The 16,568-nt window shown below is 58.6% G+C and carries 17 protein-coding genes; 7 read left to right on the top strand and 10 right to left on the bottom strand.

The features are described from left to right. The first annotated feature begins 233 nt into the window (after positions 1–233). Positions 234–782 (top strand): hypothetical protein, encoded by a 549-nt coding sequence (locus A4R29_RS15325; RefSeq protein WP_145923769.1) that lies wholly within the window; start codon positions 234–236, stop codon positions 780–782. Between the two features lie 63 nt (positions 783–845). Here A4R29_RS15325 and A4R29_RS15320 read toward each other — a convergent pair whose 3' ends face one another. Then, the gene (locus A4R29_RS15320; protein ID WP_145923768.1) at positions 846–1,043 is read right to left on the bottom strand and encodes a hypothetical protein; all 198 of its coding nucleotides are present in this window, start codon (positions 1,041–1,043) and stop codon (positions 846–848) included. A gap of 383 nt (positions 1,044–1,426) precedes the next feature. Here A4R29_RS15320 and A4R29_RS15315 point away from each other — a divergent pair, with 383 nt between their 5' ends. Next, positions 1,427–1,636, top strand: coding sequence for a hypothetical protein (locus A4R29_RS15315; RefSeq protein WP_063173695.1), 210 nt, complete (start codon positions 1,427–1,429; stop codon positions 1,634–1,636). A gap of 9 nt (positions 1,637–1,645) precedes the next feature. Further along, positions 1,646–2,002: a DUF2958 domain-containing protein gene (locus tag A4R29_RS15310; protein WP_063172264.1), complete on the top strand. Its 357-nt coding sequence runs from the start codon at positions 1,646–1,648 to the stop codon at positions 2,000–2,002. Between the two features lie 70 nt (positions 2,003–2,072). On the opposite strand, the gene A4R29_RS33145 is transcribed toward A4R29_RS15310, so the two are convergent. Further along, positions 2,073–2,513, bottom strand: coding sequence for a Ros/MucR family transcriptional regulator (locus A4R29_RS33145; protein WP_082827413.1), 441 nt, complete (start codon positions 2,511–2,513; stop codon positions 2,073–2,075). A 287-nt stretch (positions 2,514–2,800) separates the two neighbouring features. Between A4R29_RS33145 and A4R29_RS15305 the strand changes: the two genes are divergently transcribed. Then, positions 2,801–3,079 (top strand): DUF2285 domain-containing protein, encoded by a 279-nt coding sequence (locus tag A4R29_RS15305; protein WP_063172263.1) that lies wholly within the window; start codon positions 2,801–2,803, stop codon positions 3,077–3,079. A 548-nt stretch (positions 3,080–3,627) separates the two neighbouring features. Beyond that, positions 3,628–4,023, top strand: coding sequence for a hypothetical protein (locus A4R29_RS15295; protein WP_063172261.1), 396 nt, complete (start codon positions 3,628–3,630; stop codon positions 4,021–4,023). Positions 4,024–4,130: 107 nt separating this feature from the next. Here A4R29_RS15295 and A4R29_RS15290 read toward each other — a convergent pair whose 3' ends face one another. The 3 genes from A4R29_RS15290 to A4R29_RS15285 all read right to left on the bottom strand — a co-directional run bounded on the left by A4R29_RS15290 (position 4,131) and on the right by A4R29_RS15285 (position 6,387). Next, on the bottom strand, positions 4,131–5,285 hold the full coding sequence (locus A4R29_RS15290; protein ID WP_063172260.1) for a porin: 1,155 nt from the start codon (positions 5,283–5,285) through the stop codon (positions 4,131–4,133). Beyond that, positions 5,282–5,458 (bottom strand): hypothetical protein, encoded by a 177-nt coding sequence (locus A4R29_RS34490; protein WP_161491081.1) that lies wholly within the window; start codon positions 5,456–5,458, stop codon positions 5,282–5,284. The genes A4R29_RS15290 and A4R29_RS34490 overlap by 4 nt, the downstream gene beginning before the upstream one ends. A 194-nt stretch (positions 5,459–5,652) precedes the next feature. Beyond that, entirely contained in the window at positions 5,653–6,387 is a 735-nt protein-coding gene (locus A4R29_RS15285; protein WP_063173694.1) for an antitoxin Xre/MbcA/ParS-like domain-containing protein, read from the bottom strand. Between the two features lie 405 nt (positions 6,388–6,792). On the opposite strand from A4R29_RS15285, the gene A4R29_RS34485 reads away from it, so the two are divergent. Next, on the top strand, positions 6,793–7,110 hold the full coding sequence (locus A4R29_RS34485; RefSeq protein WP_161491080.1) for an NAD-dependent epimerase/dehydratase family protein: 318 nt from the start codon (positions 6,793–6,795) through the stop codon (positions 7,108–7,110). A 353-nt stretch (positions 7,111–7,463) separates the two neighbouring features. Here A4R29_RS34485 and A4R29_RS15275 read toward each other — a convergent pair whose 3' ends face one another. Both A4R29_RS15275 and A4R29_RS34150 read right to left on the bottom strand, forming a co-directional pair. Beyond that, positions 7,464–7,958 (bottom strand): hypothetical protein, encoded by a 495-nt coding sequence (locus tag A4R29_RS15275; RefSeq protein ID WP_063172258.1) that lies wholly within the window; start codon positions 7,956–7,958, stop codon positions 7,464–7,466. Continuing rightward, positions 7,939–8,229: a hypothetical protein gene (locus tag A4R29_RS34150; protein ID WP_145923766.1), complete on the bottom strand. Its 291-nt coding sequence runs from the start codon at positions 8,227–8,229 to the stop codon at positions 7,939–7,941. The genes A4R29_RS15275 and A4R29_RS34150 overlap by 20 nt, the downstream gene beginning before the upstream one ends. A 743-nt stretch (positions 8,230–8,972) precedes the next feature. On the opposite strand from A4R29_RS34150, the gene A4R29_RS15270 reads away from it, so the two are divergent. After that, on the top strand, positions 8,973–10,928 hold the full coding sequence (locus A4R29_RS15270; RefSeq protein ID WP_063172257.1) for a ParB/RepB/Spo0J family partition protein: 1,956 nt from the start codon (positions 8,973–8,975) through the stop codon (positions 10,926–10,928). Between the two features lie 755 nt (positions 10,929–11,683). Here the strand turns inward: A4R29_RS15270 and A4R29_RS35055 are convergent. From A4R29_RS35055 to A4R29_RS15255, 3 genes are all read right to left on the bottom strand, one after another. Then, positions 11,684–11,971: a PilZ domain-containing protein gene (locus A4R29_RS35055; RefSeq protein ID WP_082827412.1), complete on the bottom strand. Its 288-nt coding sequence runs from the start codon at positions 11,969–11,971 to the stop codon at positions 11,684–11,686. A gap of 118 nt (positions 11,972–12,089) precedes the next feature. Next, complete coding sequence (locus tag A4R29_RS15260; protein WP_145923765.1) at positions 12,090–15,068, bottom strand: beta strand repeat-containing protein; 2,979 nt, start codon at positions 15,066–15,068, stop codon at positions 12,090–12,092. A 361-nt stretch (positions 15,069–15,429) separates the two neighbouring features. Next, a complete protein-coding gene (locus A4R29_RS15255; protein ID WP_063172254.1) occupies positions 15,430–16,110 on the bottom strand; it encodes a hypothetical protein in 681 nt (226 codons plus the stop codon). Positions 16,111–16,568: the final 458 nt, after the last annotated feature.

Raw genomic sequence — 16,568 nt, 5'->3', positions numbered from 1 at the left:
TATGAGACGGCTAATCTATAAAGAAGGCCGAAAACCTTTAAAGTTCCGGCCTTCAGCGCACCAAGAGTGTTATTCTTCAGAATAAACCGCCAAAGTAAAGTCTAGCTGCGACAATTATTTTACGCTGATATTGTTAGGGATCGAGCGCGCGACCTTGCCGTGCGGAGGCTTGCGGCCGGAATATGGGCGCCGACTGGCGCCAGGAGCGTCGTACGGAAATATGGGAGCGGACGATGCCAAATAGGCTTGTCATGATCATTCGGCATGCCGAGAAGCCGGTTCCACAGGGCATCGATTTTGGAGTGACAGAACAGGGCGAGGTTGATCCCGCCTCATTGACCGTGCGTGGCTGGCAACGCGCGGGTGGGCTTTGCTCACTCTTTTCTAGGCCGCTAGCGCCTATGAAAAAGCCCGCATCGATTGTTGCGTCGGGCACGATCAAAAAAGATGGTTCCGGAACCCGGAGCAAACGGCCCAGCCAAACAATCACGCCACTGGCAAGACGCCTCGGCCTTCAACCTGATGTCACTTATTCGAAGGGCCAAGAGGCGTTGGTGGCAGAAGCCATTCGCACAGCCCCAACACCTGTGTTGGTAAGCTGGCAGCACGAATCGATTCCGAGCCTGGCGGCTGCGCTCGTCGGTGGCGCGGGTATCGCCCCGGAATCTTGGCCGGACGAGGATTTCGACAGCATTTGGGTGCTCCAGACCGATGGCGCAGATGTCTGGTCATTCTCGCGTCAGAGCCAAGGGCTTCTCGACGGTGATGGGCAATCGTTCTGACACAGATGGCGTGAAGCCGCGACCCAGTTCTGATGCCGTCAATCGCGGGTTGCAGTGCCGCCTTTAGGACGCGCCTGGCTGCTCCCGCACGATCCAATCCAGCAGGTCAGGGTCAACCTGATCGTCGCCGGTGAAATCTCGGATCATTTGGGCGGCGTATTCCCGGGACTGGTTTTCCGGGATTTCCCCTTCGGTGATCGCACGGCGGATGGCGCTTCGCATGATTTCGCAATCGAATGCAGACACCTTGGCGCGTGACATTGTCAGGCTCCTGGACATAGGCGGAAGCTAACCTCCTTAATGCCCTCGTTTGGGACGGGCGACTTGGGGATCATACGCCTTACTGCGCATTTCGCGAGTCGAACGAATGTAAGTCCGTCAACCCGCCCATCGCCCGTCACCACGGGAATGATTGTGAGGGCGAACCCGGCCATCACACTCGGTGCCATGCGGTTGGCGGTGGCCTTTTCCGCTGCTGGTCCGCCCGGAGCTGATGACGTTGCCTTCTAGCCGGCGCAGCCGTCTTGTCCCGATCCTGCCCGCTCCATTCGCTGCGCTCCCGTGTTGGGGACAAGCCTGCTTTGAGCGCCGTCTCCTTTGGAACCGTCCTCCTGGACAGAAACCATCAACCAAAGGAAAAGACCATGACCAACAACCGCAACACCAAGTCCGAGGCGAAATCGCCGCTCTACCAAGCCTACACCGTGCGTGACGGCAAGGAAGGCCAGAAGGGCTTCTGGATCCGCATCGGCTCCTTCTTCGCTCACGACGACGGCGAGGGCGGAACGCTCCTCCTCGACGCACTGCCCATCGATGGGCGGGTCGTCCTTCGCACCCCGAAGGCTGACGAATAGGAGGCCGCCATGCAGATCTTGACACAAGACCTGCGGGAGAAGCTGCTGGCGAATGGTCGCCAGCAGCAACCTCTCCGCGGCACCGAACGCGAAATCGACTTCGTCCCGGTCGTTAAGCTGTTCACACCGGATGCCGGCGCGACCTGGCTCCTGACCGAAATCGATCCGGATGACCCGGACCTCGCATTCGGCCTTTGTGACCTTGGGCTTGGCTGCCCAGAAATAGGTAGTCTGAGCCTCTCGGAGCTGACTGCCGTGCGGGGCCGCCTAGGCTTGCCGGTCGAGCGTGACCTGCACTTCAGGCCGGACAAATCCCTGTCGGCCTATGCCAGCGAGGCTCAGCGCCTCGGCCGCATCCAGGTGTGACGTTCGTCACGATGCTCAACGCCATCCTTCCGGCTGGCGTTGAGTGCCCGAAGGCAATAGCGGCCAGACCTCAGGCCCTGGCCTTACGTTTCGTCGCAGGTTTCTTGGCTGGAGATGGCTTCCGTCCCAAGCCTAGCGACTTAGCCAAAGCCGAACGGGTCGCCGAGTAACTCGGCGCAACCATGGGATAGTCCTTCGCCAGACCCCATTTCGCCCGGTATTCATCAGGGGTCAGCCCATGACTGGTCGCAAGATGGCGCTTGAGTGACTTGTATTTCCTACCGTCCTCAAGGCTGATGATGTAGTCCGGAAACACCGACTTTTTCGGGTTAACTGCCGGCTTGGGCGGGGGTTCTGCTATTGGAGATGGCGGACTAATATTCGACAACGCCGAATTCACGCTCGCGATCAAATCCGGCAATCCAGAGACTGGCACCGCGTTTTTCTGGACATAGGCGGCAACGATATCTGCAGTAAGTTCAATCATATTATTGGTTGGTTCCCCGGGCATCAACGTGCTCCTTCAATCATCACATCCTCATATCCGTCAGAGAGACGATATGCCGCCAACCTATGCCACTCGGATTTTCTCCATTCAAGCCGGATATTTGGCATTTCTGTATGACGCAGGGGCAAAGCGAACTTTCGTTTGGTAACAAAGCGTATCCACGTCTTGCCAGCCTCCCGGTTGGTGCGGGCCCAAAGATGTTGAAATTTATTCAATTGACGATAGTGTAGGGGCGTCAAAGGCGGGGTCTGGATTATGCAATGCGAGGTATCACGGAGTATAGATCTCAAATGCCTAATAAAGCTTCTGCTGTGTCGACCCATGTCCCTTGGTCTGACCGTCTAACCGCCTATGACAGAGAGCATCTCACCACCTATTTGAGACTCCTGGACGCGTGGGACGATGAAGCCAGCGTAGAAGAGATGGCGCAGGAAATATTGGGTATCGATCCGTGGGAGGAGCCCGTTCGCGCCCGCGACGCGGTTCGCAGTCATCTCGATCGAGTGGTGTGGCTGCTGACGACGGGATCCAAGGAGCTTTTCAAATCCTGGCCGCAAAAGTGCCCATAGAATCGGCCGGAATTCTTTGCTGTTGATGGGCCAAATGCGCTGCCGGCGCGCTCGGATGGAAAGCGGTGAAGCTTGCGCTAACGCCCAGAGCTCTCCGGTATATGGCCGATGCATTCTTCGAGCTTCTCCAGGCGGAACTTCGCCCTGCGAAGTTCATGGCCGGTTTCGAAACGTCGATGGCGTCCCAAAGGTGTGGTCGTCATGAGCTCGAGCTCCAGTTCGGCAATGCGCGCGCGCACCTGTCGAGCGTCGTCCTGGCGCAACGCTCTAATCAATCTACGTCCACGCATTAGTCTTCCTTGCAGCACCCAAAAAGCCATGCGGGTTTACCCACGGAGACCCTAATTTCCGGCAAGCCGAAACGTTCGAAATTTAACTTCGGCTACTTTAGCGAGGACAAATGGCTTGACATAAACGGACAAGCGAAGGGTGGCGCCGGCCAGGAGCACAATTGCGGTGTCGCAGAGGCTGCGGGACGCCGGCTGGGGTGTGGATAATCAGCCCTGGCCTATTGCCGCTTGCGCCAGCCGGCGCGCACCTTCGCAGCTATGGTGGCGGCTCATGTTGAATTGGCGTTGTTTGAGCAGTCACTCGGCGTTCGCGAGGGCGTGCATCCACCGTTCGGTGATCGCGTGGCTGACGCCGCGCAGAAAACCGCAGGATCGGTTCTGTTCGACGTACGTGTCGACGGCGATATCTGCGTTCAGCGGATGGCTGCGATTGGATATGCCGAAAGCGGCACAGCGATAATCGTGATGGATAAGAGCGGACGACTCGACGGCGCATCGATCAACGGGGACACCGCCCTTTTGGTGGCGGAATTGGCCGCTTGGTATGCATCTCCCCTGAGCGAGCAAGCAAGGGTTGACTATCGCGGAACTGCCACCATCCTGCTCGCGAAGCTTCGTAACTCGGGTCACTTTGTACCGGCCCCAGCCGGCTGAGCGGCGCTTCTTGGGGGAGGCACATCGGTCCGGAAGCTCTCGGTAAAACAAAAGGCCCGCGACGACGTCGCGGGCCTTTCCGTTCTGATCGGCGGGGGTGGGCTGGATCAGAACGAGCGCTGGAAACGGACGATGCCGCCAACGCTGTCCTTCTTGTCGGCCTTGGTGAAGTTGCCGAACGGAGTGCCGTCGTCGAAGTGGCCGAAGTGATCCCAGTCAACTTCGGTCGTGACCGTGAAGCCCGGGACGATGGTATAGGCTACGTTCGCCGCAAGAGCGTAGTTCTTGTCGTCGTCAGCGGACGCCTGGAGGTTGAACGCCGTCTTCTCGTTGAACTTGTAGGTGCCGCCGCCCCAGACCGCCCAGTTGCCGCCCCATGGCTTGTAGAAGCCGCGGCCGTGTGCGTTGACGGCATTGGTCGGATCAGAGAGGTTGTCGTCGGTGCCGTAGCCGCCCATGACGAACAGCGTCAGTTCCTTGGTGACGTTGACGTCCAAACGAACCTTGCCGGCCACTTCCTCGTAATTGCTGTCATACGCGACGACGCCGGTGACCGCACCCCAGTCGCCCTTGTACTTCAAGCCGCCGACGACATGCGGAACATAGCTGTCGATCGTGTTGGCACCAGAGCCTTCTTCGAGCGAGACGACGCCCGAGAAGCCGCTGCCAGCGTCGAAGTAGTAGCTGACGACGTTGGTGTCTTTGATGCCGTACGGGATGATGGTGTCCTGGATGACATTGCCGGCATAGCCGATGAACTGGTCATAAGGTGTCTCGTCCTTGCCGACGCGCAGGCCACCGAGCTGGATCCACGCGAAATGCAGGTCGACCGCCTTGTTGGCGGCAGGATTGCTGTCGACGTCACCGCCCGCGGTGACAAGGTTTTTGACACCGAAATTAAAGCGCGTTTCGGTGTAGGTCTTCAACGTGCCGAGTTCGGTTTCCTGGCCGGTCCAGGTCTTCAGCGTGAAGCGGGTGTTCTTAAACCAGGTGCTGTTCTCACTGCCGTCTTGTACGTCGGTGGTCTTTGCGCCATCGAACGTGCCGATATCGCCCACGCCGGCGTCATAGCGGACGTAGCCGCCGATGCGCAGGCAGGTCTCGGTGCCGGGAATGTAGAAGTAACCTGCGCCGTAGACGTCGCAGATCTTGACGTATTCGGCCGGTTCCGGCTCGGCGACGGTCACCGCGTCGGCGGCGCGGGCGCCCGAAACTGCGATCAGGGCCGCAGCGGAGCCGAGAAGAAGGCTCTTGATGTTCATTTTCTTGAATCTCCAGTCAAAGGTTCAAGACAGGCTTCGGCAGGTCTCTTGGGCTTTCCTGCCACCCCGTCCTCATCGTTGAAAAAGTCGCGCACCGGCGCCGCTTCTTCGCGCTCGACATGGCCGAATTCGCTGCAGTGCACAAATGGAGATTGAGACTGGAAAGCGGTCATTTAGATGTTGGAGAAGTATTGTTGCAGAAATATCACGAATATGCGCTTAATGTCGGCACAGACTGCACACGCGGCACAAACGAAACGTGAGTCGTGCGCAGGATGATTTGAAATAGGACTGTCTAGCGAAGGTGGATACTTATAAAATCAGAACGTATTACAGTTGCAAACTAATCGATTTTAAAGTCAGAAAGTCAAACTGACGAGTTGATACGGCCGGACGATGAAAAGTCGCGTGCGGCCAGCATGACCTCGTGCACCATGTCGTGCTTGAGCATTTCAATGGGAGCGCAACCGTCGAGGTCGGGGGAAGGGCGGGCCAGCCAATACCAGGCCAGCCTTGCATTGGGAATTAGGGACAGCACCTCACTGATTCCTAGAGCCGGCCTTCCGTCGACGAACTGGGCCAGCGGGAAGACATGTTTGCGGCCGCCCTTGCGCAAGGCAATGACCTCGTTTCGCATTTGCCAGCGATGGAGCGTCGAGCGCGGTATGCGAAGCTTCTCTTCCAGATAGGTCGATCCGGCGACCTCGCCTGCCCAATCCTCGATCACCAACGATTGGAGCTCTGCGGTTCGCTCGGCAATTTGGAACGCAGGCTGGCCGAGACCGACTGTCGGCGCCGGGCTCTCGGAGGTGCGGCCCGTACCGGTCCAGCCGCCGCTCGCGGTCTTGTCCGCCATCATTCGGAAGAACTCCGAGGCGAGCGCGGTCAAGCCGCCCTTGAAAGAGCCGATCGCGAGCCGCTGTGCCTGCGGTAGGAAGGGCAGGGCAGCTGCAACGCTGCCAGCAATCGCGCTGGCGGAAACGAGCGCCTCGGCGTCTAGCAATACACCATGCTGCGTCAATGCCTGTTGCACCGCCTCGGCAATCAGGCTTGCCAAGGCCTCTTGTGAGATCCCGTCAGGCGAGTTCTGAAAACTGGTCATGCATCTGTCTGCGGGCCACGCGCGCTCGTCCCTCGCCGCGGCCGGTTGTACGGCGGGGAGGGGAACGCGCAACGGCAACAGGTGCAGCGACCAAGCAGGCAGCTGTCTTGCATTTTTTACACCCCAACTGGCTGCCCCGAAATGTCAGTCGCGGGACGCCTGAGTTTGCCTGTAGGTGCGCTCCATGACAGATTCACGACAGGGCGCGTTGTTTGATGCCTTTATAGGGTGATGTGCTTTTACTATTGCGTTCTTGCTGCTTTGCTGCGCGACACAGGATCGGGCGCGGGCCGATCTGCAGAACCGGTCGTCACCCGTGCTTCGGACATTTCGGAGTGGTCGCGATCTGTGATGTTGAGGGCGGCTGAGGCCGAACGCAATCAACGACATCAGGATGTTTTGACAATGAGAAGGCGCGCTTTGGTGATTGGTGGCTCTGGTTTCGTCGGGGGACATTTGATTCCCGCACTGCTCCACGACAAATTTCATGTGGGCGTGCTCAATCGCGGGAACAAAGTCACGGTAGGCGCGGAGCAATTCACCGCGAACCGCACAGATGCTGGCCAACTCGAGGAGATCGCACAACAGGTGCCCGGCTTTGACGTCATTATCGACACGTCTTCCTGTAATGCCGAAAGCACAAGAACCGCATGGGCTGCCTTTTGCGGACCGTTGGTCAGGGGAAAACATTCCACGGCGCCTCTGTCAAAAGCAAAAAAATAGAAGCCAGAAGGCTTCTATTTTCGTGTTGTCTCTCGCTTTGGTGATTTTGGTGATAGCACGAGCTATGTGTTGCCAAGCGAGGTTATTCTTACATGATTTCCCCTTCGTCCAGGATTAAGCCCGAGCGAAGAATCTTACCAGCGGTCAGCTGAGCGTGAGGCCCAACCACTGCGCCTGGCTCGACCAGCGACCCAGCCGAGACCGTAGCGTTATCTGCCACCCAACCGCCGATGGATCCATCTGGATTTGGGTGTCGATGTGCGGAGATAGCTTCCCCTGTGGATGAAATAAAAGTAACCGATGACTGATCAATTTTCATGCCTGCCTCGATGTTTCGTTGCGATGACACGATGTTACAATAATGATACAATATTAAATAGCTCTTGCTTGAGAACGAAGATTAAAATGACAGCAGGAATTCCTAGAAAGAGAATCTGTTTCATTGCCCCGAAGCGCTTCTTCATGCGGCTCGACTCAAAGGCTTCTTCTTTTGCGGCTTCTTTGAGGTCCGCCAAAAGCTCGGCGGCTGATGGATGTGGGCTTGAATTGTCTTCCACGAACGGAGAATTCGCACTTGCCTCGTAGTCTTTCTGATTAAACTCGAAAAGCTCTTCGCCATAGTGCAAATAGAACATAACGATAAACAGCGTGGACGCTGCCGCCATAATTGTCGCAATCGGCACTACCGTCGGATCAGCCACCTCAATGCTCAGCCAAGGAATGGCCTTGAGATTTATGTTAAATCGATGAATTCCGAGCGCAACGATGCCAAGCAAGGCGCCGTGTTGTCCTAAGCGCATGGTCTGCTCTGAAAGCTTTATATTTGCGCTAAAAGGATTTCCGGACATTGCGAATCCTATTGCCATTTTGGGTGTATTTATCGGTTACGAGATGATAGCCGCCGTCAACATGCTCAGTACTGGCATATACAAAGAATGAGCCTATAGGGATTCGAATGCGCCCAACAATTGGGATCGCCCGTAGTTCATCTTCGGCGGCATTGCCTGGGCCTGTTTTTCGATATCTTACGTTGTAAATGCCCGCAGAAACGATCGAGACGATCTCGCCGATCTCGATACGCTTTACGGATAGAACTTCGTCACCTACGTGGAACGCCATGCTAACCCCCCCCCGTTTCGATAAGACATTTCGAATATTATACCCGTCATGTCAACGTCACGGTGATCGGGCGACTGGTACGGGTTGCTAACAGTACGCGATGCTGGCCGAGTTTGACTCTAGACATCTTCAAACTCGGCATCGTCGCGCCGGTTGCCAGAACCAACCCCATAATGTTTTCACTATAGTGTGAGATTCGGGTGTGCGACTGCAACCCTTATTGCAGTGAGTTTCGGTTGCGGCATCTCGTCTGATTCACCGAGAGAGGAATAGTGAGGCAAGACGTTTCATATCGCCCCCTTCGCCGGGGGCGGTCAGTCCCGCGTCCCGCCTGCGGCGGCGCCATGCTGACGCTCCTTAGGCCGCCCTGTTGAACCGGTCTCTGGGCCACGAACTTTCTCCAGCACCGAACTGACTTGGTCCCGCTGGCGGGCATTTCGGTGCTTCCGCCCTGTACGCCCTTCTTTGTTGGGCCGCCTTAGCGGCACGACTGCGCCGATATGGATGTGCCTGGCGGCACGTTTCCTCCGTGTGGGGAAAGAGGCGCGCGGCCCTCTCTCCCAGCAAGCCGCCGCGGGCGGTTTCCCCCATCTTCCTGCGCTTCGCTCCGTGCAGACCGGGGAGACCCCTCCGCCCCCGGGACTTGCCCCCTCTCTCCTCGCTACTCGCCGCGTGGCAGGGGTCAGGTGGCCTGACCCGCAGGGAATAGGGGCACCTGAAACGACAATCAAAGGAGCAAGTCCATGAATACCGCTGAAATCACCATCCCGCTTGGCAAGCTGGTGCCGAGCAAGGCCAACGTCCGACGCGTCAATTCCGAGGCGGGCAAGGCTGAACTGGCCGCCAGCATCGAGGCCCACGGTCTCATCCATAACCTTGTGACCCGCAAGGCCGAAAAGGGAGCCAAGTTCGAGGTCGTTGCCGGAGGGCGGCGTTTGGGCGCGTTGCGTTTGCTGCTGGAAGAAGGTCGCACCGTGCAGGGTGTGGCTGTGACTAAGGATTTTCCAGTGAGGGCCATTCTGCGTGAGGAAGGCAGCGACACCGAGATTTCCCTGGCCGAAAATGACCAAAGGCAGGCTATGCACGTCGTTGACGAGGTTATTGCTTACCGCGAGCTTGTCGAACAGGGCATGGCCGCCGAAGACATTGCGGCGCGCTTCGGTAAGTCCATTGTTACCGTTCGCCAGCGGCTGAAACTGGCCAATCTGTCGCCACGCATCCTTGACGTCATGCGCGCGGATGAACTGACGCTGGAGCAGGCCAAGGCATTGGCGGTGAGCGACGACCACAGCGCTCAGGAAGCGGCTTGGTTTGAGCATGACGGATGGAGCCGCAACCCGGCCAATATCCGCTCGTTCCTGACCAGCGCCCATGTGCGGGGCAACGACCGGCTGGCCCGCTATGTCGGCATCGAAGCCTACGAAGGCGCAGGGGGCGGGGTGCTGCGCGACCTGTTTGACGGGGACGGCCAGACATTCCTGACCGACCGACCCTTGCTGGTGAAGCTTGCCAGCGACCGGCTCGAGGCGGTGGCCGATGAGATACGCTCGATGGGCTGGAAATGGGTCGAAATCAGCCTCGACAACACGTTCATCCACAGCAACGGGTTCGGACGCATCCATGCGGTGCGGCGCGACCCGACCGAAGCCGAACAGGCCGAACTGGCGGCGCTGGGCTTGGAGTACGACCAACTGGTTGAGGCCGTTGATGCGTACGCCGAAGGCGACCCCCAAATCGAGGCCGACGAGGCCAAGTTGCAGGCGGTGGAAAGCCGCATCGAGGCCATCCAGAGCGCGGCGGAAGCCTTTTCTGCAGGTGAGATGGCGCTGGCGGGCTGTGTCGTGGGTATCTCTCATGGCGGCACTTTGCAGGTCACGACGGGACTGGTGAAGGCCGAAGACCGCAAGGCGCTCGCTGCGTTGCAGAGCGGGGACGAAGATGAGGGCCAGAACGAAGGCGACGAGGCCAGCGAAGCCGGGGAGAAGCAAAGCCCCGACGAGGAAGCCGTGGGCATATCGGCAGCCCTGACCGAGGAGTTGACGGCCATTCGCACGGCAGCGCTACGCGTCGAGCTCTCAAACCGTCCCGATGTGGCGCTAGTCGGCATCGTGCATGCGCTGGTGAGCCGACTGTTCTACGACTACTATGGCCGTATTGAGCCAGCCGTCGAGGTCACCGGCCAGCGCCGCAACCTTGCGCCCTCTATCAAAGAGCCGGATGCCTGCCGTGCTTTGTCCGGCTGGAATGAGGTGATTGAAGGGTGGAGCCACCGCTTGCCCGGAAACCCTGTCGACCTGTGGCCATGGCTGGTGGTGCAGCCGCAGGAAGCGCTGCTTGACCTGTTGGCGGTGGTCACTGCCGCCAATCTCAACGCCGTGGTGGCCCGCCACGAAACCGGCAGGGAGCGCATAGCCCAAGCCGACCTGATGGTCGAGGCGGTTGGGCTGGACATGGGCCTGTGGTGGACACCGGAAGCGGCGTTCCTCTCGCGGCTGTCGAAAGCTGACATCGCTGGAGTGATGCGCGAGGCCGGGTGCGCGGAAGATGCCGCGAAAGCGGTCGAACGCGGCCCCAAACCCGAAGGCGTCTTGCAGGCCGAGAAGGAACTGGACGGCAAAGGCTGGCTCCCCGCAGCGCTGCGGAAGCCGGTCAGGCCCGAGGGCGAAAGTCCTAAGGAGATGGCGATCGCCGCCGAATAAAGGCCACATACTCAGCCCGGGGCAGCGATGCCCCGGTTTTTTTACGTCCGGATTGTCCTCAGGCCGGTGTCGAACCGGCCGAGGGCCAAGCGAGGGCGCCCCTGGCCCGCCCCTCGCGCTCCCCGCCCGCCCACAATCTAACCAGTTGAAGTCGGGTCGCTGTTTATGAATTGATGTCAACACGCATCGTTGATGAGGTACGCTCGGCCACGGCCTCACACCGTCCACCAAGTGGCGAACGCTATCGCCATCAGGGTCACCACGATCCAGAACGTACAAGTCCGGTCACCGTTTCGGCTCATTTCCCCATCTTCGAGCAAGTCGTTACCCCCCATTCCTCGACGTGTAAGCATCCCATAGCACAGCAGGAACACCAGAAAGCTGCTCGCGAGCGGTGGGAGCGACATGGATCGGTTCAGTCTCGGTCAGAAAACTCTCTGGACACTGAATTGGAGTCGGTAACGCGGATCCACCGCCTACCGGGTGCGCGACCGGGCGTGAGTGCTCCAGGTATGGCTTTCACCGCAGCGTGAACATGACTTTGTGCCGCGACTGACAGGCTACGGACGATCTTTGAGCCGTCCATCTCTTCAACTTTGAAACGTTCCATCGACCCCAGCCTCGTGACCAGAAAAATCCAAAATAGAAAGTCCTATCGCCTGCATTATGGGGAGCGATCGGATGGTTGCGAACTTAAAAATGCCGTGCAGCACTGTTGTGACGAAGATGACCTCGCTTGTCCAAGGCAGATGTACTTAGCCATAGTGCCAATTCGGCTTTGGTTCTGTGCCTCGAAAAACAACGCCAAGCTTGTCTGCTCGCCGCCACCGAACAACTGTCTTGTATCCTATGCCATCAATGGGGATGTATAGAAGGAATTCATCAGGAATCCTCGCATCGACAACTACCTGCAGCTCAGCGCCATCGGAAGTCATGTTACGAACAGTGCACTTGATTTCGGAATTTGCGATGCCTGTAAGAATCGTCGCTCCTTTGAGAACGCGCCGACGCCGTTGTTTTCTCGTCTCTTCACCACTGCACATAAAACATTCCAAGCGAGTAACGTTGGCCAGCCCAGCGCGCTTGTGTAACTAGCAAAGCCCGTGTCAGCAAGGCTGAAACCGCTTGTTCACAGAATAGCTGGCAGTCCCTGCGGCTTTTCTATTGACGGCAGTAATAGGGGCGACCGTTGACTATTTTCATGGTGCCGTAGGTGGCAGGACCGCAGGTGATGGGTGGGCCGTCCGCCAACTGCAAAACGGTGGCGGAGATGGTCCCTGAAACCTCGAGTGGAGCGACGGGGGTGATGGTCCCCACGCCTACCTTGCCGCCGAAATTCGCGGCGCCGAGATAAGTCTGGCTGACACCGAGATAGCCCCAGGTGGAAGCGCCAGTGGTGAGAGAAACATAGCCGCTACCACCATTGGCGATAACCTGTGCGGTGCCGGAAGTAATGCGGTCGGTGGTGGCGACCGTGGAAGAGGCGTCGGCAAGGTTGGCCCAGCCGCCGGTGCCATAGCAGACCTGGAAAGCATTGCTAACGTAGCGGATGGCGCCGGTGCGATTGGAGTCGCAAGCTTCGCCTCCGTTGGCGATGCGGAGGGTGCCCGAGACGTGGAGGGTGGTGGAGGGGGTATAACCGATCATGCCGCCGATACCCATGTTGCCGCCCGTGCTAAAGTAGCCGGTGGAGTCGACACTCAGGCGCGTGGCGCCGTTCGTGCGCAAGACCAAGCCATCGGCGCCGTTGGTGCCCACGATCATGGCTGAGCCTGAATAATCAATCATGCCGATGGTGTTGGGTGCCCCGGCACGGCCAAGGTAAATGGTGCTACTGGCGGCGCCGCCGTAAACGTGGAGGGTGGCGCTGGGGCTTTGGGTGCCGATACCAACCTGACCAGTTCCGAGGATACGCATTAACTCGGTACCGCCTGCCATGAAATAATGGTTGCGGGTGCTGTTGTAGCTGGTGAAATAGAGGTTGCCGCTCGAGCCATTGATGCTGGAATAGAGGCCGGTAATGTCGCTGAGGCGAATTATGGGCGATGCGCTCATAATGTTAAGCGACGTGCTTGGGGTTGTCGTGCCGATACCGAGGCTGTTGCTGATGTAACCGTTGGTGGCGGAGATCGCACCAGTGGTGCTGACGCCAGCGCCAACATAGATGCCGGTGGTGGAGACTTCGACGACGTTTCCATCGCCCAAGACCACCTGGTTGGACTTGTTAGGCTGGGCGTTGTAGCCGACACCGGTGACGTTGCTGTAGGTGTTGGACACGCCGGTGGCGTAGACGGCATAGGCACCAAGGGCGGTGACGTTGCTGCCGATATTGTTCCGCCCCGCGAGATAGCCCAGGGCGGCGGCGTTGAGACCCGTATTGTACTGGGCCGCGTAGGATCCCATGGCGGTGGAATTGGCGCCAGAATTGTACTTGCCGGCTGCCACGCCCACCGCCGAAAGGGCAACGACGGAGTTTAGCTGTCCGGCCTCTTCTCCCAGAGCCGTCACGAAGGCTCCAGTGTTGTCCTTTCCAGCGAAATACCCCACGCCCGTGAGATGGGTCTGGGTGTTGTTCTGCCCGGCAAGGCCACCAACCAAGGTTGAATAATCCCCGCTGTTATTCTGGCCTGCGGCATAGCCCACGGCGGCAAGATTGCTGCCGGTGTTGTTTTGGGCAGCGCTCATACCGACCCCCGTGACGTTGGTGCCGGAGTTGCTGTAACCCGCGTTGGTGCCCACGGCGGTGACGTTCGGCATGCTGTTGGACAAGGCCGCCGCATAACCAACGGCGGTGAGATAGTTGCCGACGTTGTTCTGGCCTGCGGCGTAGCCCACCGCGGTGACCTGGACGCCGGTATTGTTTTTTCCCGCGCTAGAGCCGATGCCGACGACATTGGAGCTGGTCACGATATCCAGCAGGCCGCGGACGTTAAGGTTGCCGCTGGGACTGATGATGGCGCTGGCTGTACCGGAGATGATGCGGTCACTGGCTGTGCTGATGCCTGTTAGGCCCGAGCCGTCTCCGTAAAAATGGGTAGCGGAGACGCTGGCGAAGTAGCCGTTTGTGGCCGAGACCGTTCCGTTGCGAGTGGCGTCGATAAGGGTGGCGGAGACGTACGTTGTGCTGACTCCCTTACCCACATAGACGCCGGCCGTGGAGACTTCGATCACGTTGCCATTGCCAAGCACAACCTGATTGGACTTATCGGCTGTATAGACGTTGTAGCCGAGCAACGTGACGTTGCTGTATGTGTTGGAGTTACCGGCCCATGCACCCAGTGCGGTGATGTTGTTGCCGGTATTGTTCTGTGCAGCGGCATGCCCCACTGCCGTCAGGGCACTCCCGGTGTTGTTCTGTCCGGCAAAATCGCCTATTCCCACTACATTTGTGCCGGAGTTGACACCACCGGCGGACTTACCCACCACCGTGATATTCGTTCCGATGCTGTTCTTTCCGGCGCCCTGACCGACGGCAACGACATTGGTGCCGGTTACGATATCCAGCCTGCCGTTCACGAAGATATTGCCGTCCGACGTCAGGTAAGCCACGGCGGTGCCGGAGGTGAGGCGGTCCAGGTTGAGGCCGATGATGTTGGAGGCACTGATATTGGTGAGGAGGGAGCCGTCGCCGATGAACTGATTGGCGGAGACATTGCCGGTGACCGAGACATTGCCGGTGGTACTGACGTTGCCGGTGGTGGCTTGGCCTGCGACACGAAGGAGGCCTGCGTAGATATTAGTGCCGGAAATGGTGCCGGTGGTGCTGACGCCGCCGGCAACCCAGATGCCGTTATAGTAGTAGCCAGTGGTTACGCCGGCCTCGGTGATGCTGATCGAATTGCTATTGCCGTTGGCGATGACTCGGGCAGTCCCGCTCACAATGTGGTCGGCGCTGGCGGCCGTGACGCCAGTGAGGCCGGAGCCGTCTCCGACAAAGGTGCCCGAGATGGTCGAACCACTGATGACCGGCGCGTCGGCCGGGCATCCGATGTCGCCCCGCGACGCCTCGCCATAGCAGAGCCTGTTGCCGGTAACCCCCATAGTGGCAGAGATATTGGCGACAACGCCCCAATCCTGCGCCCACGCAGGCGCTACCGCCACGATAGCGGCGAACATCAGGAAGCAGGAAAGACGTCTCATTCCGTCAATCTACCGCAACCTCTGCCGCTTGGCGTCGCCAGTGCTGTTGAATGGGGCAACCGCCGTTGCGGCTTCGCCACTGGCGGCCTGCCGACTTTGGCAAGAATAGCGGCGGTTCAACAGCTACCAGCCAAAAAGAGGCAGAGCGGTGCATAGTCGGCTCGGTCCAGAATCGGACACGTCCGTCCATGTCGCGGGGCATCGCGAGCAGATCGCCAAGAGCCTCCCGTCGATCGCAAGAGCCACCGTGTCGCGATGGCGTACCGTCAGAAGCAAGTCTCGGAGCAGGCCCGAAATTGGCCCGAAGCAAAACAAAATGCAAAAAGCCGCCCGGAGGCGGCTGTTTCAGAGCCTGGGTTACTTATTGAACCTGGTTGGCAGAGTAGCAGACGTTCACGATGCTGGCTGTCGGACCTGCGGTCATAGTCGGGATGGTACCGTTGTAGGTGGCGTTCAGACAGGGTGCAGTACCGTAGGTAAGGCGACCGGTGACTGCGTTTTCTTCGCTGTCGATAGAGTGGTCAGCTTCCAGGGCTTGCGCCAGGGGCACACCGGCAAACTGAACGACGATGCGGTAGTCGGTGCTGGTGGCGGACATGCGGTTGACCTGCTCGGTGATGACACCGGAAGTACCGGAACCGAAGCCGTGATAGACGGCGCCGCCGGAAACCTTGAAGCCGGGCAGCATGTTGCTGAGCTTGGTTTTGTCGATGTTGCTGGCGTAGGCAAGGCCGGTACCGACGGAGTCCTGGACCAGGATGTTCATCATCTGAGGGGCAGTGGGGTTACCGGCAGCCAGGGCCTGTTGCGGCCATGCATGCTGGGTGGAGAAGAACTGACCGTTGGCGTCTTCGACCTGCTTGAGCTGGGCACCGACCTTGGTACCGCTGGAGCGGTTGATGAGCTGCCAGCCCACAGTGACGATGACGAGGGTGATCAGGATCGCGATAATGGCGACGATCAGGATGGTCTGGTCAATCGTATAGCCCTTGTTGGAGGACATGCGGCTGAGCAGGCGGTTGAAGGTAAGTTGGGTGGTCATGAGGTTCCTTTGCTGATTGGTGGGGGGTCTTAAATCTATGGTACCTCGGACTAGGTGTTCTGACAGGCGGTGGGGAAACTTCTGACACGCTTAGTGTGTGATTTGTGCACTGGCCCAGTGAGTTGCAATCAGGCAATGACGAAGCAGATCGAGTTCAAGGGCTTCGCCTCCTTTTTCATCTCTCCTCCGAAGGGGCGGTGTTCGGCCGGTGAGGACGCGCCCCCGAAAACAGATCGGGCGAGGCGTCAGTCGGTGACAGGTCACGGCTTAGAACCCAATCCGCCCTTACCCGATAGAATATTACAGCCGAGTGATTATCCCGATGCAGGATCGGTTACATGAAAGATACATGGGAAATTTGGGCAGTTATCGACTGCTTATAACCATTTGAAATATATGGTGGGCGGTATAGGATTCGAACCTACGACCCCTACAGTGTGAAGGCCAACCATCTGATA

Origin of the sequence: Mesorhizobium ciceri biovar biserrulae, assembly GCF_001618845.1 — a bacterium.
GTDB classification, from domain to species: domain Bacteria; phylum Pseudomonadota; class Alphaproteobacteria; order Rhizobiales; family Rhizobiaceae; genus Mesorhizobium; species Mesorhizobium ciceri.
The sequence above is the reverse complement of the archived record's forward strand: the minus strand, read 5'-3'. Positions and strand labels throughout refer to the sequence as shown.